The organism is Burkholderia sp. AU6039 (genome assembly GCF_002223365.1).
GTDB lineage: Bacteria > Pseudomonadota > Gammaproteobacteria > Burkholderiales > Burkholderiaceae > Burkholderia.
Window position 1 is genome coordinate 1 of sequence record NZ_NKFK01000007.1, and the last position, 21038, is coordinate 21038.

The 21038-nt window shown below is 66.1% G+C and carries 17 protein-coding genes and 1 pseudogene; 10 read left to right on the top strand and 8 right to left on the bottom strand.

Going from position 1 to position 21038, the window contains the following annotated elements; all coding sequences use genetic code 11:
• The 5 genes and pseudogenes from CFB39_RS32155 to CFB39_RS32165 form a co-directional block, all read left to right on the top strand.
• On the top strand, positions 1–1733 hold a 1733-nt coding region (locus CFB39_RS32155; RefSeq protein ID WP_144030344.1), incomplete at its 5' end, for an RHS repeat-associated core domain-containing protein.
• Between the two features lie 8 nt (positions 1734–1741).
• A complete protein-coding gene (locus tag CFB39_RS39775) occupies positions 1742–2149 on the top strand; it encodes a hypothetical protein (RefSeq protein WP_144030345.1) in 408 nt (135 codons plus the stop codon).
• A gap of 94 nt (positions 2150–2243) precedes the next feature.
• Positions 2244–2642, top strand: a pseudogene (locus CFB39_RS32160) (DUF4329 domain-containing protein); the annotation flags it as partial.
• Positions 2632–2967 (top strand): hypothetical protein, encoded by a 336-nt coding sequence (locus CFB39_RS39780; protein WP_124579295.1) that lies wholly within the window; start codon positions 2632–2634, stop codon positions 2965–2967. The pseudogene CFB39_RS32160 and the gene CFB39_RS39780, both read left to right, overlap by 11 nt.
• A 143-nt stretch (positions 2968–3110) precedes the next feature.
• The gene (locus CFB39_RS32165) at positions 3111–3422 is read left to right on the top strand and encodes a hypothetical protein (protein ID WP_373452759.1); all 312 of its coding nucleotides are present in this window, start codon (positions 3111–3113) and stop codon (positions 3420–3422) included.
• Positions 3423–3732: 310 nt separating this feature from the next.
• Here the strand turns inward: CFB39_RS32165 and deoC are convergent, their stop codons facing one another.
• Positions 3733–4413, bottom strand: a complete 681-nt coding sequence (deoC, locus tag CFB39_RS32170) for a deoxyribose-phosphate aldolase (protein ID WP_089475975.1) — start codon at positions 4411–4413, stop codon at positions 3733–3735.
• 146 nt (positions 4414–4559) lie between these two features.
• Here deoC and deoR point away from each other — a divergent pair, with 146 nt between their 5' ends.
• Positions 4560–5330, top strand: a complete 771-nt coding sequence (gene deoR, locus CFB39_RS32175) for a DNA-binding transcriptional repressor DeoR (protein ID WP_089429503.1) — start codon at positions 4560–4562, stop codon at positions 5328–5330.
• A gap of 22 nt (positions 5331–5352) precedes the next feature.
• Here deoR and CFB39_RS32180 read toward each other — a convergent pair whose 3' ends face one another.
• Genes CFB39_RS32180 through rbsK form a run of 3 tightly spaced genes read right to left on the bottom strand, consistent with a single transcriptional unit; the run spans position 5353 to position 8749 of the window.
• The gene (locus tag CFB39_RS32180) at positions 5353–6405 is read right to left on the bottom strand and encodes an aldose 1-epimerase family protein (RefSeq protein ID WP_089475976.1); all 1053 of its coding nucleotides are present in this window, start codon (positions 6403–6405) and stop codon (positions 5353–5355) included.
• 2 nt (positions 6406–6407) lie between these two features.
• Positions 6408–7781, bottom strand: a complete 1374-nt coding sequence (fucP, locus tag CFB39_RS32185; RefSeq protein ID WP_089429505.1) for an L-fucose:H+ symporter permease — start codon at positions 7779–7781, stop codon at positions 6408–6410.
• A gap of 41 nt (positions 7782–7822) precedes the next feature.
• A complete protein-coding gene (gene rbsK / locus CFB39_RS32190) occupies positions 7823–8749 on the bottom strand; it encodes a ribokinase (RefSeq protein ID WP_089429506.1) in 927 nt (308 codons plus the stop codon).
• An 811-nt stretch (positions 8750–9560) separates the two neighbouring features.
• Between rbsK and CFB39_RS32200 the strand changes: the two genes are divergently transcribed.
• Together CFB39_RS32200 and CFB39_RS32205 are read left to right on the top strand one after the other, a co-directional pair.
• On the top strand, positions 9561–10238 hold the full coding sequence (locus CFB39_RS32200; protein WP_027786146.1) for a heavy metal response regulator transcription factor: 678 nt from the start codon (positions 9561–9563) through the stop codon (positions 10236–10238).
• On the top strand, positions 10235–11695 hold the full coding sequence (locus CFB39_RS32205) for a heavy metal sensor histidine kinase (RefSeq protein ID WP_089475977.1): 1461 nt from the start codon (positions 10235–10237) through the stop codon (positions 11693–11695). Before CFB39_RS32200 ends, CFB39_RS32205 begins: the two co-directional genes overlap by 4 nt.
• Here CFB39_RS32205 and CFB39_RS32210 read toward each other — a convergent pair.
• Genes CFB39_RS32210 through CFB39_RS32220 form a run of 3 tightly spaced genes read right to left on the bottom strand, consistent with a single transcriptional unit; the run spans position 11673 to position 17967 of the window.
• Positions 11673–13232, bottom strand: coding sequence for an efflux transporter outer membrane subunit (locus CFB39_RS32210; RefSeq protein WP_089475978.1), 1560 nt, complete (start codon positions 13230–13232; stop codon positions 11673–11675). The two genes, CFB39_RS32205 and CFB39_RS32210, sit on opposite strands and share 23 nt — an antisense overlap.
• 31 nt (positions 13233–13263) lie before the next feature.
• On the bottom strand, positions 13264–14679 hold the full coding sequence (locus CFB39_RS32215; RefSeq protein WP_089475979.1) for an efflux RND transporter periplasmic adaptor subunit: 1416 nt from the start codon (positions 14677–14679) through the stop codon (positions 13264–13266).
• A 48-nt stretch (positions 14680–14727) separates the two neighbouring features.
• On the bottom strand, positions 14728–17967 hold the full coding sequence (locus CFB39_RS32220) for an efflux RND transporter permease subunit (RefSeq protein WP_089475980.1): 3240 nt from the start codon (positions 17965–17967) through the stop codon (positions 14728–14730).
• A 267-nt stretch (positions 17968–18234) separates the two neighbouring features.
• Here CFB39_RS32220 and CFB39_RS32225 point away from each other — a divergent pair, with 267 nt between their 5' ends.
• Both CFB39_RS32225 and CFB39_RS32230 read left to right on the top strand, forming a co-directional pair.
• Entirely contained in the window at positions 18235–18702 is a 468-nt protein-coding gene (locus CFB39_RS32225) for an MEKHLA domain-containing protein (RefSeq protein ID WP_089475981.1), read from the top strand.
• Positions 18703–18938: 236 nt separating this feature from the next.
• Complete coding sequence (locus CFB39_RS32230) at positions 18939–19247, top strand: DUF4148 domain-containing protein (protein WP_089476506.1); 309 nt, start codon at positions 18939–18941, stop codon at positions 19245–19247.
• A 71-nt stretch (positions 19248–19318) separates the two neighbouring features.
• Here the strand turns inward: CFB39_RS32230 and ansP are convergent, their stop codons facing one another.
• A complete protein-coding gene (ansP, locus tag CFB39_RS32235) occupies positions 19319–20809 on the bottom strand; it encodes an L-asparagine permease (RefSeq protein ID WP_089475982.1) in 1491 nt (496 codons plus the stop codon).
• Positions 20810–21038 lie beyond the last annotated feature (229 nt).

The window sequence follows — 21038 nt, forward strand, 5'->3', positions numbered from 1 at the left end:
ACGACGAGGGCGGCAATGTCACGCGTGAACACCAGCACTTCCGCTTCCTGAAGAAAGCGAGTGTCGCGGTGTGGCGCCACGAATACGACGTGCTGAACGAGCGCGTGGCGACGATCCGCCCGGACGGTCACCGGGTGGCGGTTCTGACCTACGGCAGCGGCCATGTGCACGGCGTGCTGCTCGATGACACGGAACTGGTGCAGATCGAACGGGACGCGTTGCATCGCGAGATCGAGCGGGTGCAGGGCAATGGCCTGACCCAGACGCAAGAATACGATGCGGCGGGAAGGTTGCTACGCCAGAAGCTGAAGGTGACCCGGAGCGAAACGCCGGGTGGAAAGCGGCTCGTGCAGCGCAGCTATACCTACGACCGCGCGGGTCAGCTGGAGCGGATCGAGGACACGCAGAACAGCATGCGGACCTATCGCTACGATCCGGTGGGTCGGCTCGTGGCGGCCACCGGCATGCTGGGTGAGGAGACGTTCGCATTCGATTCGGCGAGCAACCTGCTGGACGACGCGCAGACGCGGCACTTCGAGGCTGATCCTGCGCGCGGCATACCGGGGTATTCGAGTCGAATCCTGGGGCGCCCGGCGCTGCTGGACAACCTGCTGCGCGAGTACGCAGGCACGCACTATAGGTGGGACGAATACGGCAACCTGATCGAACGTCGGAAAGATGGCGATCAGGCGTGGTTCGAGTGGGATGGCTTTGATCGGCTCATTCGGTTCGATACCGTCAAGGTGAGCGTGCGTTACTGGTACGACGCGCTGGGCCGACGGATGGCGAAGGAATCGAATGCGCGCGTCCGGGTCAGTTCGCTCGACGGTAGCGACTACCATGCAATCGAGACGGCGCGGCTCAATGCGGAGTATGGCTATGGTCTGACGCTATATGGATGGGACGGCGATACGCTGGCGTGGGAGAGCGGCAAGGGCGAGTATGGTGGCAATGGCCGCACGACGCACTATGTGTACGAGCCGAACAGCTTCGTGCCGATGGTGCAGGCGACGCATCCGGGATGGATTCCGCTGCACGAACGGCCGGACTATGATGAACATTACGACATCGACCGGGACCCGCTGTGGAGTCGCACGAACAGGCCGGTGGCGTTTGCGCGGATCGGCTATTACCAGTGTGACCAGATCGGCACGCCGCAGGAAGTGACGGACGAGCAGGGTGAGATTGCGTGGAGCGCGCGTTACCGCGCGTGGGGTGAAGCGAAGGAGGTGATCAGCGAGGCGGCGCGCAAGGCGGGTATTCGGAACCCGATCCGCTTCCAGGGGCAGTACTTCGATCATGAGACGGGGCTGCATTACAACCGGCATCGGTACTACGATCCGCAGACTGGGCGGTTCATTAGCAAGGATCCGATTGGTCTGCGAGGCGGGACCAACTCATATATATACGTGCCGGACCCAACGACCTGGATCGATCCGCTTGGTTTAATGGGCTACCGAGTCGCGACGCGAACTGCTGAGCGAGTCAAATTAGGGCGAGATCTTACTGACAAGCAAGCAATTTCTCGTGTGCGGAGAGGTGGAGACGTGCATGCAGACAATCGTGGTGAAGCTATAAGCCTGGGTAAGCGGTGTGCATGCGGCATACTGATGAAGCATGATGCTCACCCGGACAGGGTTACTGGCAGTACGGAAGGAAGATTGCCGCACGTTCATCCAAATAATCATGAAGGTGTGATCGGGGATGCGCACATATTCTATCCGAAAAAATAGGAATAGTGATGTCTTATTTTTTAGTTTATTTTGAAAAAAGTAATTCAAATTCAACGGACTACAGTGGATTCTTATCCGTTGGGAAATTTTCCATTCCTTCTGATATTTTCGGGGGGTGGGTAAATGTATTGTATGAGGACAAGGAAAGGGTGGCGGCGCTTGTAACGGATTGGAGTCGTCAGGCTGCAAATGATATGTTCAAAAGAGAGGGGGAGGGTGCTAGGCGTCAATTGATTGATTTTATAGGTAAAAGATTAAAAAACAAAAGCGTAGTTGCGTGCCTGGCCGGCTATATTGAAAATAACTCAGGTGACTTGGTGGCGATGGAGAAGGAGAGGCTATTGAGGGTTGGGCAGATTGGAGAGTTTCTTGCAAGGCGTATCGACGCGGGGAGATGTATCGAGATAATTGATTAATCGGTTTTCCCGGCAGAGTGAAGTTGCGTGGGATGTGGGCTATGTGTGCCAGTTCACATGAGTTCATGGAGGATACGCAGATACTGCTGCACGCAGTGCGCTGAATTCAGTCATGGGGAAATCCGTCCGGATGAACAAGGAATTCGGTGGTCCGATTCATCAAAAAGCAGGCCGGTACTTCGCGACGATTCCAGAGCCGGGTACAGGCTGCACCTTCCTTCCCGCCTTGGCCTTGCCACAGGTTCCGAAAGGGGCAACCATCGTAGGTGATTACCATACGCACGGCGATTATTCGGTGCAGAACATGAACGGCGAAATCGTTAGAACTTCAAATCTGGCCAGAGATGATTTTGATAGCGACAATTTTTCGGTGAAGGATAACTTGCTCACACTAGCGGCAACGGCAAAAAATAAGTGCCATCGCTCTTATTTAGGCACGCCAAGCGGAAAGATAAAGGTTTTCACGGTAGCAGGAGGTTCTCGTGAACTATAACGAAGAAGAAGTGATGGGTTTGGTCAGGAGATTCCCGCCAGATTTTATGTTTGATGGGGTGGTGTTTAAGTTTTTTGGGCGAGCCTTGGATGATTTTAAAGAATTTTCTAAGGGAAGGTGGCCTTTGGGGAATTATACTGTTTCCGTTAATTCTGAGTCGGATGGGCGTATGGTCGCTATTTCGTTTTCTCCGATTACGGTTGACCTTGTGGATGATATTCCGTTTGAAATTGCGGATCGAGGAGTGTACAAGAATGGAATGGGCGTTACTTATGTGTACTCCACTGGAGATGGAAAATTGCTGAAGAAAATTTACATGAGATAATTTTTTAATAATTCTATTATTTATGATCTTATTTTTCAAATTATCTGGTGGAAAAATCGGGAAAATATAAAAAATTACGAATTAATGCGTAAAGGCTGCGCTATAACCGGCACAGGTACTACGATCCGAACTCGGGACGGTTCATCAGCAAGGATCCGATTGGGCTGGAGGGCGGGCTTAACGCGTTCCAGTCCGAGCCCAACCCGTTTGGTTGGTTGAACCGTTGGGGCTGTCGAAGCAATGTGCGAAATGCTTGCCAAGTTGCAATGACTATACGTCCCATGAGCCGAAAAAGAAGGACGCATCCATCGGTCTGCAGCATTGTTCGCGCGTGCCCAAGCGTGACTGATGCAACGGCAGGACGCCACCCAAGGGCGCCCGCGCGCCGGGGTCGGTGCGCGAAGGCGTCGAATTGTGTTCGTTGGTCTGGCCGTCGGCCGGCTGCCACACGGTGATTGTCCGCGTTCGTCTCCGTGGCGTAACCGCGCACTGACTTCCCGGTACGTTGGGTGCCGGCCGTGTTGTAGTGTCCCCACGCATTGCTTGACGGTCGCCAGCACGTGTGGCCGGTCATGCCATCAGCCAAAATGAAGCTGCGCCACAGCGCGACTGCGATGCCGATCACTCGCGGGATGCCGGATCTCAACCAGACGGAGCGCGTTCTTATCGGACGGGCGAAGGAGATCCGCGCGAACCATCGCGCGGGAGCGCCAAACATACCACCGCGCCCGCGTCCGCCAATCCGTCGGCAACCTGCGGCGCCCGTCAATACCCCGATCCACTCCCCCCCTGATCCGTCACGATCGCCACCCCCGAACTCGTACCGAGCCGCGTCGCGCCGGCCTCGATCATCGCCAGCGCGGCCGCGCGGTCGCGCACGCCGCCCGACGCCTTCACGCCGAGCACGGGGCCGACCGTGCGGCGCATCAGCGCGACATCGGCGAGCGTCGCGCCGCCGTGGCCGAACCCGGTCGACGTCTTCACGAACGCGACGCCGAGATCGCGGCACATCTCGCACACGCGCACTTTCTCGTCGTCGGTCAGCAGCCCCGTTTCGAGGATCACCTTGAGCGGCACCGCGCCGCATGCCTGATGCACGGCGTCGATGTCGGCCTTCACGTCGTCGGCGCGGCCGCTCTTCAGCGCGCCGATGTTGATCACCATGTCGATCTCGCCGGCGCCCGCCGCGATCGCGGCGGTGGCTTCGAATGCCTTGGCGGCCGACAGCCCGGCGCCGAGCGGAAAGCCGACCACCGCACAGACGAGCACGCCGGTATCGGCCAGCTCGCGCGCGGCGAGCGGCACGTTCGCCGAATTCACGCAGACCGAGTAAAAGCGATGCTCGGCCGCCTGGCGGCAGAGTTCGCGGATCTGCGCGTCGCTCGCGTCGGGCGCGAGCAGCGTGTGATCGATGGTTTGAGCGAGTTGGGCGTTGGAAAGCGGCATGTTTCAGGACTCCACGGAGCGTGTGCCGGAAGGGCACACGTAAAGTTGATGTTTTCACATCGGTTTGTTACAAATACGACATTCCGGCCGGGCCCGCGCGCCCGGCACGACGAGCGACGGATGCAGCGGGCACGCAGGATACTGGCATGGAAACGAAGAAAGGCGAACGGATCAAGACATTGATGAACGTGCTGCAAGGGCAGAACGCGATTCATCTGAAGGAAGTGGCCGAGCTGTTCGGTGTGTCCGAGATGACGATCCGCCGCGATCTCGCGGACAACCCGCACGGCTTGAGCCTGATCGGCGGCTACGTGACGCGCCACTTCGCCGCGCAGCGCAGCGACATCGGCGAGTACGTGGTCAGCACCGAGAACGACCGGCAGACCGAGGAGAAGCGCCGCATCGGCAAGCTGGCCGCGCAGTTCGTGACGACCGGCGACACGATCTTCGTCGACTGCGGCTCGACCACGCCGTTCATCGTCGACTTCATTCCGGACGACCTCGAATTCACCGCGGTCTGCAATTCGCTGAACGTGTTCGCGAAGCTGCAGCAGAAGCCGCATTGCAGCGTGATCCTGTGCGGCGGCGTGTACCACCGCAAGAACATGGTGTTCGAGTCGGTGGCCGAGACGGGCATCCTCGACACGGTGCGCGTGTCGAAGGCATTCATCTCCGCCGCCGGCGTGAGCGACCGATGTGGCGTCACCTGCTTCAACTTCCACGAAGTCGACGCGAAGAAGAAGGTGATGGCGCGTGCGCAGAACCGCTTCCTGCTCGTCGACCACACGAAGTTCGACGAAGTGCGCGCGGCGTACTTCGCCGAGCTGACCGACTTCAACTACGTGATCTCGGACGGGCAACTGAGCCGCCGCTACGAAACGGCGATCCGCGAACACGGGATCGCGCTCGTGACCTGACGCCGCGCCGCCGCGCATCGCTTCACGCATGGCGGGCTTCCGCCGCGCTCAGGTAGCCGGTGACGACTTCGAAGCGGCGCGTCGCGCCCGGCGCGAGCGCCGCCACATGGCCCTTGCGGCGTTCGGCTTCATACCCCTCCGGCTCGCAGGTCGACGGCAGCGCGAACGCGGCGACCTGCTGGTCCGCGTTGTGCAGGATCCAGCGTGTCGCGAGCGGGAATTGCTCGGGGCGGTACGCGGTGTGGAAGGCGCCGCCATCCGGATGTTCGAGCAGGAAATGCGCGAGCCCGTCTGCATCCGTTTCCGCACCGTTCATGAAGAACACGATCTCCGGGTCGTACAGCGCGGGCGCATCGAGCGTGTGAAGCCGTTCCGGCTCGTGCGCGAGCGTGGCCGTGTAGTCGCGCCATGCGGCGGTCGGCCTGACGTGCGCGGGCACGCTGTCGCGCAATCGCAACCCGCCTCGAGGCAATGCCTGCACGAAGCGACCGCCCGGCACGTACGCATAGTTCAGATGCGCCATGTACATCAGGTCCATCGGCGCGCCGCCGAGATTCGTCACGTCCATCGCGATCGTCATCTGCGCGTCGTGCTCGGCGAGCCGCACCGACGGGCGCGCCATGTAGTGGCTGCCGAATCCCTGCACGTATTCGTATTCACCGGTCACCTCGACGAACGCGCCGCGCGCATCCGCGCCGACGACGACGCTCGCGCGATCCATCGGCGCGCACGGCATCTCGCCGTGCAGCGCATGCGTATCGTCCGGCCCCGGGCAACCGTTGCGCAGCAGCCCGCTGTGGAACATGAAGCAACCGTAGGTATCGATGATCGATGCCGCGCGCTTCGGCTGCCGGAACATGTGCTTCATCGTCAGGTCGCGGCCGTCGAACGCGGCGGCCCAGATCATCTGGCCGAGATACGGCAGCACGACGAGGTGGCCGCGACGGTTCTCGAGCTTCAGCGCCTCGACGCCGGACGGATACGCGAACGCGGTGACGGCGAGCCCGTCGGTGCGATACAGCGTGCGCGGCGTGTCGCGGAAGTCGTCGCGGCGCAGTTCGATTTCGCCTCGCATGCTCAGGCTCCGGACGTGTTGCGCGTGGCGGCGTAGCGCGCGGGCGCGTTGCCGTCGGCGGCTGCGTCGGGCGTCGCGGCCGGCAGGTGGCGCAGGCAGTAGAAGCCGTAGTAGACGATCACGACGAAGCACGCGAGCGGCACGACGAACGCGAGCTGCATGTTGCCGCCCGTGTGATCGGAGATCAGCCCCTGGATCAGCGGCACGACCGCGCCGCCGACGATGCTCATCACGAGGATCGAGCCGCCGTATTCGGTGTCCTTGCCGAGCCCGTCGATCGTGAGGCCGTAGATCGTCGGCCAGCACGGGCCGAGGAACACGCTCACGCCCACGGCCGCATAGACGGCAGTGATGTCGTGCACGCTGATCGTGTACGCGAGCAGCGCGATGCACAGGATGCCGTAGACGATCAGCACCTTGGCCGGGCCGACACGCTTCATCACGAGCGTGGCGACCAGCTTGCCGACGAAGAAGGCGAAGAACGTCGCGAGCAGGTAGTGCGACGCGCCGCGCTCGGTCAGGCCGCCGATCTGCATCGCGAGCCGGATCGTGAAGCTCCACACGCCGACCTGCGCGCCGACATACAGGAACTGCGCGACCACGCCCGCGACGAAGCGCCGGTTGCCGAACAGGCGCGCGAGCGTGCCGCGCGCGTCGATCCGGTGCGTGGCCACGCTCGGGCCGTTGCCCTTGCAGGCCGGGTAGGGCGTGAGCGCGAACACGATGAACACGGCCACGAGCACGACGATCAGCCACTTGTACGGCTCGAGCGTGGCCTGGATCATCGCGAGCTGGTGCACGTGCGCGTCGGCGGCCGACATCGCGGCCAGCTGCGCATGCGACGCATCGCCTTCCTTGAAGATCAGGAAGCTGCCCATGTACACGCCGGCCATCGCGCCGAACGGATAGAACGTCTGCGAGATGTTCAGCCGCCGCGTGCTGGTTGCGCGCGGGCCCATCAGCGTCGAATACGAGTTCGACGCGGTTTCGAGGAACGACAGGCCGGCCGCGATCACGAACAGCGCGACGAGAAACATCCCGTACTTCGCCATCGACGCGGCCGGGAAGAACAGCAGGCAGCCGGTCGTGTAGAGCAGCAGGCCGACGAGGATCGTCGTCTTGTAGCTGAACTTCTTCACGACGGTCGCGGCCGGAATCGCGAGGAAGAAGTAGCCGAGATAGAACGCGGACTGCACGAATGCCGATTCGAAATCGGACAGGAAGAACGACTTCTTGAATTGCGCGATCAGTACGTCGTTCAGGTTCGCGGCGGTGCCCCACAGCGCGAACAGGCAGCACAGCAGCGTGAACGCGAAGAGCGGCGTGCGGTTCAGGTAATAGCCGTCGGGGGTGTGTTCGATCCTGGCTCGGCTCATGGGTGTCTCCTTCCCAATTGTCTTGTCGATGAAGGCGCCGCTTACATGCCGGCGTCGCGGAGGAAGCGTTCGAACGTCGCGGTGTCGGCGTACGACTTCTGCGTGCCGAGGCCCGTGACCGAATGCGCGGCATACGCGGACGCGTAACGCATCGCGTCGAGTGCGTTGCGTGACGCGGCATAGCAGCGCGCGAAGCAGCCGATGTACGCATCGCCGGCGCCCGTCGTGTCGCGTGCGTCGACCGGCACGCCCGGCACATGCCGCACGCCGTCGCGCGATACCAGCAGCGAACCGTTGCTGCCGAGCGTGACGAGCACGTGCTTGAGCCCGCGCGCGACCAGCGCTTCGGCGGCGCGCGCCGCGCTGTCGCGCGAATCGACCGGCATGCCGGACACGATCGCGAGTTCGGTTTCGTTCGGCACGAAGAATTCGACGGTGCGGATCCGCTCGAAATCGAGATCGGCCACCGCGGGCGCGGGGTTCAACAGCACCGGAATGCCGTGCCGCGCGCCGAATGCGATCGCGTGATAGACGGTGTCGAGTTCGATCTCGAGTTGCAGCACGATCAGCGCGCATGCGGCGAGCTGCGGCGCGGCCGCGTCGATGTCGGCCGGCGTCAGGTGGCGGTTCGCGCCCTTGACGATCAGGATGCTGTTGCTCGAATCGGGTTCGACGAAGATCGGCGCGACGCCGCTCGGCACGCCGGCGACCTTGCGCACGTGCGTGGTGTCGATGCCTTCGCGCTCGAAGTTGCGGATCGTGTTGTCGGCGAAGACGTCGTCGCCGACCTTCGTGACCATCACGACGCGCGCGCCGAGGCGGGCGGCCGCGACGGCCTGGTTCGCCCCCTTGCCGCCGCAGCCGAGCTCGAAGTTCGGTGCTTCGAGCGTTTCGCCCCGGGCGGGCATGCGTGCGACGTAGGTCACGAGATCGACCATGTTGCTGCCGATGACGGCGATTGTCTCCATCTGCGTCTCTTCCTTGGTATGGGATGCGCCGCGCGCGTGGTGGGCGGCGGCTTGCAATATTCGATAATAAAATCACATAAAATGTGAAAATGCAATCATACGATGTTCGGAGGGTTACTTTTGTCGGGGCGCAGCTGTGCCGGCATGTGCTATCGATGCCGCCTGATGCAAGCCTTGATCCGGCCGGGCGGCGCTTTAGGCGCTGTTCCGATGCGCTCGTCCGGGCCGTGACGAAACCGCTCGACGAAACGTCGCTCAGCAAGCTCGGCGTTGCTCAATGGGTGCGGCGTGCAGGCATGAGGGAATCCGAACGCAGCGGAAGGGGGGGCCTCACCTTGCTGGGCGGCGGCCTGATGTGAACGGCAGTGCACCGGCTTCGGCAGGGCCCGCGCGCGAGAATCCGGACGCGACGGCCACGCGAATGGCCAGCACGTCGGCGACGATCCTCGACGCGTTCGATCCGACGTGCGGGTTCGCGCAGGCCGGCTCCAAATAGCGGCGGCAGCGGCTCGGGAGGGCGCCTTTAAGTTCGGTTGCATACGCAGTGGCGACGCGTGCGACGTGCGGACATCGCCGTCCGGGTCGTGCTCGGTTCCCGGCATCCGCACCGCGCCCGCGTGCGCCGGGCTACTCGCCTCCGGAATACCGATCGGCGCCGCCAATGGGGATTCGGGGGTTCGCCACCGCACGCCACGCTGACGGCCCGATTACCGTTTTGTCATCCACCCCGTTCCCGCTTGCGCCGTACAGTGCTCCGTCGCCGTTTCCCGGTAACATCGCCGCATGTCACCACGACCGCGACGGAACCGCCATGCGCATCCTGATAGTTGAAGACGAGCCGAAGACGGGCGCCTACCTGAAGAAGGGCCTCGAGGAATCGGGGTTCAGCGTCGATCTCGCGAAGGACGGCGGCGAAGGGCTGACGCTCGCGCAGGAAGAACGCTACGACGTGATCGTGCTCGACGTGATGCTGCCGGTGCTCGACGGCTGGGGCGTGCTGAAGCGGCTGCGCGACACGCATACGACGCCGGTGCTGTTCCTGACCGCGCGCGACGACGTGCAGGACCGCGTGCACGGCCTCGAGCTCGGCGCCGACGATTACCTGGTGAAGCCGTTCGCGTTCGTCGAGCTGCTCGCCCGCATCCGCACGCTCGCGCGGCGCGGGCCGCCGCGCGAAACCGAGCATCTCGCGGTGGGCGACCTCGAAATCGACGTCGTGCGCCGCCGCGTGAAGCGCGGCGCCACGCGGATCGACCTGACGCCGCGCGAATTCTCGCTGCTGCAGCTGCTCGCACGCCGGCAAGGCGAGGTGCTGAGCCGCACGCAGATCGCGTCCTACGTATGGGACATGAATTTCGACAGCGATACCAACGTCGTCGAAGTCGCGATCCGGCGCCTGCGCGCGAAGATCGACGACGCATTCCCGGTGAAGCTGATCCACACGGTGCGCGGCGTCGGCTACGTGCTCGAGCCGAAGGACGACGCATGAGGTGGCCGCGTTCGCTGGCCGCGACGCTCGCCCTCGCGATTGCCGCCACCACGCTGGCCGCGTTCGGGCTCGTCGGCGTGTACGTGTACGCGAGCCTCGAGCGGCAGGTCAATACGCAGGACGACCTCGACATCGTGCTCGCCGCGCGCCATACGCGCCGGCTCGCGGGCGAGCTCGAATCACTCGACGCGGTGCGCGCGCATACGGAGCGGCTCACGAGCCAGGTGCTCGGCAACGAGGCGCTGTCGATGGTCGTCACCGATGGGCAGGGTGACATGCTGGTGCGCCACAACGTCACGCTCGCCGCGCTCGACGACGCGCGGCCGGCCGCGTCGGCGCCGCTGGCCGACGCGCAGCTGGTTGCGCCGAATGCGACGCCGATACCCGCGAACGACCGGATCACGGCCGATCGACTCGTCACATGGATCGCGGCGGGCGGCACGCCGATGCGCGGCGTCGTGATCGAAGCCTTGCTCGGCGACCGCACGCCGATTCACATTGCGATCGCGCGCAACATGCGCGACCGGGCCGCGCTGCTCGACGGTTATCGCGACCGGCTCAAGCTCGCCGGCGGCCTCGGCGCGTTGTTCGCGTTGCTGCTCGGCTACGGGCTGATCCGCACGGCACTCGAGCCGCTGCGCGAGATCGTCGACAACACCGGCCGGATCACGGTCGACAAGCTCGACACGCGGCTCGACGCTTCGCGCGCGCCGCGCGAGCTGCGGGCGCTCGTCGATGCGCAGAATGCGATGCTCGGCCGCCTGCAGCAGGCGTTCTCGCATCTGTCGCAATTCAGCGCCGATCTCGCGCACGACCTGCGGACGCCGCTGAACAACATGCGCGGCGCGACCGAAGTCGCGCTCGCACGGCCGCGGCCGGCCGACGAATACCAGGCGCTGCTCGAATCGCATCTCGAGGAATACGACCGGCTCGCGCGGATGATCGACAACGTGCTGTTCCTCGCGCGCGCCGAGCATCCGAGCTTCGTCACGCGGCAGCGGGCGTTCGACGTGCGCGACGAACTCGAACGCATCGCCGGGTATTTCGAGGGGCTCGCCGACGAAGCGGGCTCGACGCTGCGCGTCGAAGGGCAGGGGCGGCTGACCGCCGACGTCGAGCTGTTTCGCCGCGCGATCGGCAACCTGCTCGCGAACGCATTGCGTTACACCCCGGCCGGCGGTGTCATCACGCTCGTCGTCGACGAAACGCCGGATGCGGTGCGCGTCGTCGTCGCCAATCCCGGCGAGCCGATCGATCCCGCGCTGCTGCCGCGGATCTTCGACCGGTTCGTGCGCGGCGACCCGGCGCGCAGCGGCGGTGCGCCGGGCGGCACGGCCGGGCTCGGCCTCGCGATCGTGCGGTCGGTGATGGAGCTGCACGGCGGGAACGCGCGCGTCGAAAGCGATGCGGCCGGCACGCGTTTCATGCTCACGTTCAGCCGGCCGTCGACGTCGTAACGGCGGTATCGTGCGGCGCGGCGGCCGCGTCGCTTGCGATGCCCGTCTGCGTCTGCGCCGCCGCGCCGGGCGCCGGCTCCGCCTGCCAGCCACCGCCCAACGCCTTCAACAACCCGACCTCGGCCTCCATTCGCCGCGCGTCGATCTGGTCGGCCGTGCGCCGGTTCGTCAGCGCGATCGTCTGTGCGGTGACGACGTCCAGGTAGCTGACGGCACCTGCGTTGAACCGGTTCGTCGTCAGCCGCAGCGACAGGTCGGCCGCATCGGTCGCGCGCAGCTGGCTGCGTGCCTCCGACGCGAGCGCATCGAGCGACGACAACTGATCCTCGACCTGCTGGAACGCCACCAGCACGGTTTGCCGGTAATCGGCGACCGCGCCGTCGTATTGCGCATGCGCGCCGCGCAGCGACGCACTGCGGCGCCCGCCGTCGAACAGCGTGCCGGCGAGCTGCGGGCCGAGCGACCAGAACAGGCTCGGCGCGGTGAGCCACGGCGCAAAGAACGAACTCTCGAGCCCGGCGCTCGCCGACAGCACGAGGTCCGGGAAGAACGCCGCGCGCGCCTCGCCGATCCGCGCGTTCGCGGCCGCGACGCGGCGCTCGGCCGCCGCGATGTCGGGCCGCCGCTCGAGCAGTTGCGACGGCACGCCGGGCGGGATGGCCGGCACGTCGTACGACTGCAAGCGCGGCGGCAGCGCGAACGTCGACGCGCTTTCGCCAACCAGCGTTGCGATCGCATGCTGGAGCTGCGCGCGCGATGCGTCGATGTCGGTGTCCTGCGTGCGCGTCGCCTCGAGCTGCGTGTCGGCCTGCGCAACCGCCGACGCGTCGATCGCACCGGCCGCGAGCTGCTGCTTCAGCAGCGTCAGTGCGTCCGCGTACGCGTGCACGGTGTCGTCGAGCAGCTGCTTCTGCGTGTCGAGCGAGCGCAGCGCGAAATAGTCGGTCGCGAGCTCAGCCGTGACCGACAGCTTCACGGCCTGCAGGTCGGCCGTGCTCGCGGCGGCGTTCGCCTGCGCACCCGCCACCGCATCGCGCACGCGGCCGAATACATCGGGTTCCCAGCTCGCGGCCACGCCGGCCTGATAGTCGGGCGTGGTCTTGCCGGCCAGCGACGAGCCGAGCCGGTTCTGCGACACGCGTGCGCGGCTTTGCGCGACGCCCGCGGTGATCGTCGGCAGGAACCCCGCATGCTGGTAGTCGACCATCGCGCGGGCCTGCTGCAAATCGGCGAGCGCTTTCTTCACCGTCTGGTTCGATACGTCGACGCGCGCTTCGAGCGCGTTCAGGTCGGCGTCACCGAACACCGTCCACCACGCGCCGCGCGCGACGGCGTCGGCCGGCATCGCGACGTGCCAGCCGGCTTGCGCAGCCGGTGCGGTCGAGGCGGTCGGTGCGCCCGCGTAGTGCGCCGGTACGGCGACCGCGGGCGGTGAATATGGCGGCAGCGTCGTGCAGGCGGTCAAAGCGGCCAATGCAGCGGCGGCGCCGAGCGCGACGGCGCGGCGGGCGAACGGGAGCGGATGAGCGAGGCGCATGGCAGATATCTCGTCAGGGGTCTTCGATAGGTCAGCCGCGTGCGGGCGCCGAGGCGGGTGTCGATGCGGCCGGCGCGGCCGGTGCTGCGCCGCTCGCGCGCATCGGCGGCACGCCGCCCGCACCGCTCGCGGGCGCGGGTTGCGCGCGTTGCGCGGACGAAGCTGAAACCGGTGCCGCCGCATGCGCAATCGACACGATCTTCACGACTTCGCCGGCCGTGATCGCATCGCCCGGGTTGTCGATCACGCGATCGCCTGCCGCGAGCCCCGAGACGATCTCGACGCGTGTGCCGAAATCGCGCCCGATCTGCACGCGCTCGAGCGCGGTGCGTCCGTTCGCGGCGACGGTCGCCACCGTCACGCCGTCCGGCCGGAACAGCAGCGCGCTGACGGGCAGCTCGAACGCGGGCGCGGCGCTCGCGACGACGAGGTGCGCCTGCGCATACGCACCGGGCAGCAGCGCGCCGTCGGCGTTGTCGACGTCGATTTCGACGCGCAGCGTGCGCGTGACCGGATCGATCGCGCCGGCCGTGCGCGCGACGCGCGCGGCAAAGTGCCGCCCCGGATACTGCTGCGTGGTCAGGTAGACCGGCGTGCCGGTCGAGACGTCGGCTGCGCTGTCCTGCGGCACGTCGACGAACACGCGCAGCGTGCCGGTCTGCTCCAGATGGAACAGCTCGCCGGACAAGCCCGGACTGCCCGGCGTGCCGCCCGCGGTGACGAGCGTGCCGACGTCGACGTTGCGCGCGGTGATCACGCCGTCGAACGGCGCGCTGACCGCTTCGTACGACACCAGCTCGTTCAGGTGCGCGACGTTCGCCTGCGCGGACGCGAGCATCGCACGCTTCGCGTTCATGTCGGCCACCTTCGTGTCGGTGTCCTGCTGCGACACCGATTGCGACGTCAGCATGTCCTGCCAGCGCTGCGCGGTCGATTTCGCATAGTCGTAGTTCGCCTGCGCGGTGGCCGCGTCGGCGCGCGCCTGGCGCAACTGCGCATCGAGATCGGGCGCGGCGATCTGCGCGAGCGGCTGGCCGGCCTTCACGTGCGCGCCGAGATCCGCGCTCCAGTGCGCGATATAGCCGCTGGTGCGCGCATAGATCGACGCTTCCGCGAACGGCATCACCGAACCGGGCAGCGTCAGCGTCTGGTCGGCGGGCGCCGTGCCGGGCGCGATCACCGATACCGGCAGCGCCTGCTGCGCGGCCACCTGCGCGCGCTGCGCGGCGCGCGCATCGATGCGCGGCACGATACCGATCGCGAGCAGCGCGGCGGCGAGCGCGACGGCGGCGAGCGGCACGGTCAGCCAGCGGGCGCGTCGGCGGTGCGGCGCGTCGGGCGCCGCCTCGCGGGAGCCGGGCGGGACGGCCGCGCGTTCGATCGTGCTTCCGGCAGGGTGGGCCGCGTCGGCGGCCGGCGGGGCGAGGGGTTCGATCGAGTCGTTCATGATGGGGGTTCGAGGTTGGACGAATCGGATGGAAGGGCGGCGGCGCGATCAGCCCAGCGCCGGCGTATCGGCGGCGGGCTGCGCGCGCCGTGCGGCCGCGGCCTCGCGACGCCGGTCGAGCCACGCGTGGACGAAGCCGAACACGACCGGCACGAACAGCAGCGTCGACACCGTGCCGAACGCGAGCCCGCCGATCACCGCGCGGCCGAGCGGCGCGTTCTGCTCGCCGCCGTCGCCGAGGCCGAGCGCCATCGGCAGCATCCCGATCAGCATCGCGAGCGCGGTCATCAGCACCGGGCGGAAGCGGCTGAACCCGGCGTCCAGCGCGGCCTGCCACGGCGGCGCGCCGCCGGCGAGCAGTTCGCGCGCCGTGTTCACGACGAGGATGCTGTTCGCGGTCGCGATGCCGATGCACAGGATCGTGCCCGTGAGCGCAGGCACGGACAGCGTCGTGCGCGTGACGAACAGCATCCACGCGATGCCGGCGAGCGACGCGGGCAGGCCGCCGATGATCACGAGCGGGTCAAGCCACGACTGGAAATTGACGACCATCAGCAGGTAGACGAGCGCGATCGCGAGCACGAGGCCGCCGAGCAGTCCCGTGAACGACTCGTGCATCGCCTGCACCTGGCCGCGCAGCACGATCGACGAGCCGGGCGGCAGTTGCGCGCGGGCTTCGTCGACGAGTTTCGTCACGTCGGCGGTGACGCCGCCGAGGTCGCGCCCCTGCACCGACGCGAAGAGGTCGAGCACCGGCTGCACGTTGTAGTGCGACACGACCGCCTGCTGCGTGGTGCGCGAGAAGCTGCCGAGCGTGCCGAGCAGGTTCTGCGCGGGTGCGCCGGCCGCCGGGCCGCCGGCCGGCGTCTGCGGCGCGCGGGCGGTGCCGGCGGGCAGCGGCACGTTCGCGAGCGCCTGCAGCGAATTCACCGTGTACTGCGGCGTCTGCACGAGCACCGGGTAGCTGACGCCGTTGCGCGGATCGAGCCAGAAGTTCGGCGTGGTCTGCGAGCTGCCGGACAGCGCGATCAGCAGGTTCTGCGCGACGTCGCGCTGCTGCAGCCCGGCCAGGATCGCCTTCGTGCGGTCGACGTTCACGTCGATCGCCGGTTCGTCGCCGGGTTGCTGGATGCGCGCGTCGACGAGGCCGCGCACGCCGCGCAGCTTCGCGAGCAGCGCGTTCGCGACCGCGCGGTTCTGGTCGAGCTTGTTGCCGACGATCTGGATGTCGATCGGCGCGGGCAGCCCGAAATTGAGGATCTGGCTGACGATGTCTGCCGGCAGGAACGCGAACGTCACGCCGGGGAACGACTGCGCGAGCACGTTGCGCAGCGTCGCGACGTACGCGGCCGTGGACGCATGGTTCGGCTTCAGCGTGATCAGCACGTCGGCGTCCCCGGTGCCGATCGGGTCGGACGCGTCGTACGTGAGGTTGATCCCGCTCACCGGCACGCCGATGTTGTCGAGCACGCCCGCGAGCTGGTCCGCCGGGATCACGCCGCGGATCTTCGCTTCCACTTCGTCGGTGAGCCGTGCGGTCTCCTCGATCCGCGTGCCGGTCGGCGCGCGCAGGTGCAGGCGGATCTCGCCGGTATCGACCGACGGAAAGAAGTCCTGGCCGGCGAACGCGAACAGGCTGGTCGATGCGACGCAGGCGAGCAGGAACGCGGCCGCGAAGCGGCGGCGCCGCGCGATCGCCGCGGCGAGCAGCGCGCGATAGCGCAGCCGGACGGCCTCGAAGCGATGTTCGAACGCGGCCTGGAAGCGAACGAGGCGGGCGAACACGCCGCGCGGCGGCCGGCCGTGGCCCTTCGCGCGCATCAGCGCCATCGCGAGCGTCGGCACCAGCGTGCGCGAGAAGAAGTACGACGCGATCATCGCGAAGATCACCGCTTCGGCCAGCGGCACGAACAGGTAGCGCGCGACGCCGGTGAGCAGGAACATCGGCACGAACACGATGCAGATCGACAGCGTCGACACGAAGGTCGGCACCGCGATCTCGCCCGCGCCGGTCAGAATGGCCTCCTCGAGCGGCGCGCCGAGCTCGAGATGATGCGTGATGTTCTCGATCGCGACGGTTGCGTCGTCCACCAGGATCCCGACCGCGAGCGCGAGCCCGCCGAGCGTCATGATGTTGATGGTCTGGCCGAGCACGGCGAGTGCGAGCAGCGACGTGAGCACCGCGAGCGGGATCGTGATCGCGATGATCAGCGTCGCGCGCCAGCTGCCGAGGAACAGCAGGATCATCAGCGCGGTCAGGCAGGCGGCGATCAGCGCCTCGCGCACGACACCCTGGACCGCCGCCTTCACGAACACCGACTGGTCGTCGAGCGGCGAAATGTGCAGCGCCTTCGGCAGCCCGGCCGCGATCTTCGGCAGCATCGCCTTCACCTGGTCGATGATCGTCAGCGTCGACGCGCTGCCCGTCTTCTCGACGGTCAGCAGCGCCGCGCGTTTGCCGTCCACGCGCACGATGTTGGTCTGCGGCGCGTAGCCGTCGCGCACGTGAGCGACGTCGCGCACATAGACGACCGTGCCGCCGATCGTCTTCACCGGCAGGTCGTTCAGCGCGGCCACCGTCTGCGTGCTGCCGTTCATCTGCACGTCGTACTCGTGCGTGCCGATCTTCGCGGTGCCGCCGGGCAGGATCAGGTTCTGCGCGTTGATCGCGTTCACCACGTCGATCGGCGCGAGGCCCTTCGCCTGCAGCGCACGCGTGTCGAGATCGACGACGATCTGGCGGATCTTGCCGCCGAACGGCAACGGCACGGCCGCGCCCTGGACGGTCGCGAGCTGCGTGCGGATGAAGCTGTTGCCGAGGTCGTACAGCTGCTGCTCGGCGAGCGTGTTGCTCGACAGCCCGAGCTGCAGGATCGGCACCGTCGACGCGTTGTACGTGATGATGTTCGGCGGCAGCGTGCCGGGCGGCAGGATGCGCAGGATCGACGCGGCGTTGCTCGAGGCTTCCGCGATCGCGCGATTGATGTCGGCGCCCGGGTGGAAGAAGATCTTCACGACCGACACGCCGTTCAGCGATTGCGATTCGATGTGCTCGATGTCGTCGACGTCCGACGTGAGCGCGCGTTCGTAGTTCGACGTGATGCGCTTGGCCATGTCTTCGGCGGAGAAGCCGTTGTACGACCAGACGATGCTGACGACCGGAATGTCGATGTTCGGGAAAATGTCGGTGGGCGTGCGCAGCAGCGCGAGCGGCCCCGCGATGAAGATCAGCAGCGCGAGTACGACGAACGTGTAGGGCCTGCGTAACGCCAGCCGGACGATCCACATGATGGTGCTCCTCGAAGCGGGGAATGGACGCGCATTCGATGCGACGAGCACGCAGTCTGCCGGCGCGGCGTTGACCCGACCCTGACTCGAAGATTACGAAACCGTTATCTGCGCCGGCGCGGCGGCAGCGGCCGTGCGGCGGGCCGCGCAGCGCGATGCGGGCTGGCCAGACACGCGCCGCCGACGGCGGCGCGCCGCTTCATCCATAATGTCCGGCGGCAAACCTTCGCTCATTCGCGTATCTCGCCGATTTCAGGAGCCAGACCGATGTCGTTGCGCACCGATGCAAACTTCTTCCTCCTTCTTGCCGACTCGTATCACCGCCTCGTGAACCGGCCGCTCGTGCCCGACGGCATGAGCGCATCCGACGGCGCCGCGTGGCTGTACGACACGGCGCCGTTCGGCATCCTGGCGCACGACACGGCGGCCGATCCGGTGTTCGTGTACGGCAACCGGCGCGCGCAGGCGATTTTCGAGTACGACTGGGATGAACTGACGGCGTTGCCGTCCCGTCTGTCGGCGGAGCCGATGGAGCGACACGAGCGCCAGGTGTTTCTCGACAAGGTGATGCGCGATGGCTTCGTGGCCGAATACCGCGGCGTGCGCGTGACGAAGTTCGGCAAGCGGTTCTGGATCGAACGCGCGACCGTGTGGCAGCTCATGGACGCAGACGGACTCGTGCACGGCCAGGCCGCGATGATTCCGGAAGTACGGCCGCTCGACGCGCCCGCATGAACGCGACGATCGACGGGCACGCGCGTCGCGTCGCGGGCCCGCGCGATGTCCGGCGAACCGGGGCGGCCCGCCCACGACGGACGCGAGCGATCAGATAACAAAACCGTAATCGAAGCCTCACCTTCAGGAAAGCGCGCGAATCGCAGAATGAATCCAACTCTTCATCACATCGATGGGGAGCGGATGTCCGGCCTGATCCGCGGACGCGAACACGCCATCATTGAGAGGTGAACATCATGAACAACCTGATTCGTGCAGTCCTGCTTTCCTGCGCACTGAGCGCACCGATCGTCGCATTTGCGCAAACCGCCGACCATGCGCTCACACGGGCCGACGTGCGCGCCGATCTCGTCCGCGTCGAACAGGCCGGCTATCGGCCGATCAGTAACGATCCGAACTATCCCGACGACATCCAGGCCGCCGAGTCGAAGGTCGCCGCGCAGCAAGCGCAATCGGCCGCCGCGCGGCCGAGCGTCGCCGCAAAGCGCACTGATGCGCAATCGCTCGCGTCGCTCGACGAGCACCCGTTGTACGACCATCACTGAGCGCGATTGGCGACCGCCGTCCGCGGCCCGACGGCGGTTCCTTCAACGGACGGCACGCATGCCGTAGCGAGTCAGTCGTCGCCTTTCTCGAGCACGTTCTGCGTCAGCGCGATCGACGGAATCGTCGGCTTGAGCAACGCGCGGCGCGCGCGACGGCTCAGCCATTTCCAGCCGGCCACGAGCAGCAGCGCGACCAGCGGAATCGAGGCGATCGTCCATGTCCCGTTCGGGTAGTCGAATGCCATCAACACCAGCACGCCGAGCAGGAACAGCAGCGTGAGCCACGACGTCACGGGCGCGCCGGGCATCCTGAACGATACGTCCTCCACGTCGCCGCGCCTGACCGCGGCGCGGAACTTCATCTGGCACACGACGATGAAGCCCCATGTGCTGATGATGCCGAGCGACGCGATGTTCAACACGATCTCGAACACGCTCGACGGCACGAGATAGTTGAGCAGCACGCCGACCACATAGATCGCGACCGTCACCAGAATGCCCGCGTACGGGACGGATTGCCCGCTCATCCGCGCGAGGAACGCCGGGGCCGAGCCGCCCATCGACAGCGAACGCAACACGCGCCCCGTCGAATACAGGCCGGAATTGAGGCTCGACAGCGCGGCCGTGAGCACCACCAGGTTCATCACCGAGCCGATGCCCGGCACGCCGAGCGCGCCGAAGAACGTGACGAACGGGCTCTGGCCCGCCTTGTACGCACTCCACGGCAGCAGGCAGACCAGCAGCACGACCGATGCGACGTAGAAAATCGCGATGCGCCAGATCACGTTGTTGATCGCGCGCGGCAGCACCTTGCGCGCATCCTTGCATTCGCCGGCGGCCGTGCCGACCAGTTCGACGCCCGCGAACGCGAACACCACGCCCTGCACCAGCACCAGCGCCGGCATCAGTCCGTGCGGAAAGAACCCGCCGTTGTCGGTGATCAGATGCAGGCCGGTGCCATGGCCGGACACCGGCATGCCCGTGCCGAGGATCGCCGCGCCGATCATGAGAAACAGCACGATCGCGGCGACCTTGATCAGCGCGAACCAGAACTCCATTTCCGCGAACCATTTCACGCCGATCAGGTTCATCGTCGCGACGATGCACAGCGCGACGAGCGCGAAGATCCACTGCGGCACGGCCGCGAACGGCGCCCAGTAATGCATGTAGAGCGCGACGGCGGTGATGTCGACGATGCCGGTCATCGCCCAGTTCAGGAAGTACATCCAGCCTGCGACGAACGACGCCTTCTCGCCGAGGAATTCGCGTGCGTACGACACGAAGCTGCCGCTGCTCGGGCGATGCATCACGAGCTCGCCGAGCGCGCGCAGGATCAGGAACGAAAACGCGCCGCAGACGAGATAGACGATCGCGAGCGCGGGGCCGGCGGCCTGCAGCCGGGCGCCGGCGCCGAGAAACAGCCCGGTGCCGATGGCCCCGCCGATCGCGATCATCTGCACCTGTCGATTGCCGAGGGTCTTGTGATAGCCGGCTTCGTGCGATTCGAGCCAGCTGCGTTTGTCGGTTTCGCCGGTTGTCGACGGGTCGGGAATCGATGCCATGACGGGTTCCTCGCGCAGGGAGGGGATGGGATTCGTCCCGGTCGCGGACGATCGGGACCGCCGGTACCGGAGGTCCGGCGCGCGCAATCGAGCGCGCCCGTCCAGATTGCGGTTCGTCGGACGTGACGAAAGGCACGGTACGTCGCGAACGTATTCAGCCGTAATTCCGGTCACAAACGGAATGCAAATTTGGACTGAGCCTGGTCGAATCCATGCATAGGTGTCGGCG

Excerpts from the sequence above, each read along its gene's own strand:
- CFB39_RS39775 (WP_144030345.1), top strand. The coding sequence starts at position 1,742 with ATGTCTTATTTTTTAGTTTATTTTGAAAAAAGTAATTCAAATTCAACG.
- deoC (WP_089475975.1), bottom strand. The coding sequence starts at position 4,413 with ATGCCGCTTTCCAACGCCCAACTCGCTCAAACCATCGATCACACGCTG.
- deoR (WP_089429503.1), top strand. The coding sequence starts at position 4,560 with ATGGAAACGAAGAAAGGCGAACGGATCAAGACATTGATGAACGTGCTG.
- CFB39_RS32180 (WP_089475976.1), bottom strand. The coding sequence starts at position 6,405 with ATGCGAGGCGAAATCGAACTGCGCCGCGACGACTTCCGCGACACGCCG.
- fucP (WP_089429505.1), bottom strand. The coding sequence starts at position 7,781 with ATGAGCCGAGCCAGGATCGAACACACCCCCGACGGCTATTACCTGAAC.
- rbsK (WP_089429506.1), bottom strand. The coding sequence starts at position 8,749 with ATGGAGACAATCGCCGTCATCGGCAGCAACATGGTCGATCTCGTGACC.
- CFB39_RS32200 (WP_027786146.1), top strand. The coding sequence starts at position 9,561 with ATGCGCATCCTGATAGTTGAAGACGAGCCGAAGACGGGCGCCTACCTG.
- CFB39_RS32205 (WP_089475977.1), top strand. The coding sequence starts at position 10,235 with ATGAGGTGGCCGCGTTCGCTGGCCGCGACGCTCGCCCTCGCGATTGCC.
- CFB39_RS32210 (WP_089475978.1), bottom strand. The coding sequence starts at position 13,232 with ATGCGCCTCGCTCATCCGCTCCCGTTCGCCCGCCGCGCCGTCGCGCTC.
- CFB39_RS32215 (WP_089475979.1), bottom strand. The coding sequence starts at position 14,679 with ATGAACGACTCGATCGAACCCCTCGCCCCGCCGGCCGCCGACGCGGCC.
- CFB39_RS32220 (WP_089475980.1), bottom strand. The coding sequence starts at position 17,967 with ATGTGGATCGTCCGGCTGGCGTTACGCAGGCCCTACACGTTCGTCGTA.
- CFB39_RS32225 (WP_089475981.1), top strand. The coding sequence starts at position 18,235 with ATGTCGTTGCGCACCGATGCAAACTTCTTCCTCCTTCTTGCCGACTCG.
- CFB39_RS32230 (WP_089476506.1), top strand. The coding sequence starts at position 18,939 with ATGAACAACCTGATTCGTGCAGTCCTGCTTTCCTGCGCACTGAGCGCA.
- ansP (WP_089475982.1), bottom strand. The coding sequence starts at position 20,809 with ATGGCATCGATTCCCGACCCGTCGACAACCGGCGAAACCGACAAACGC.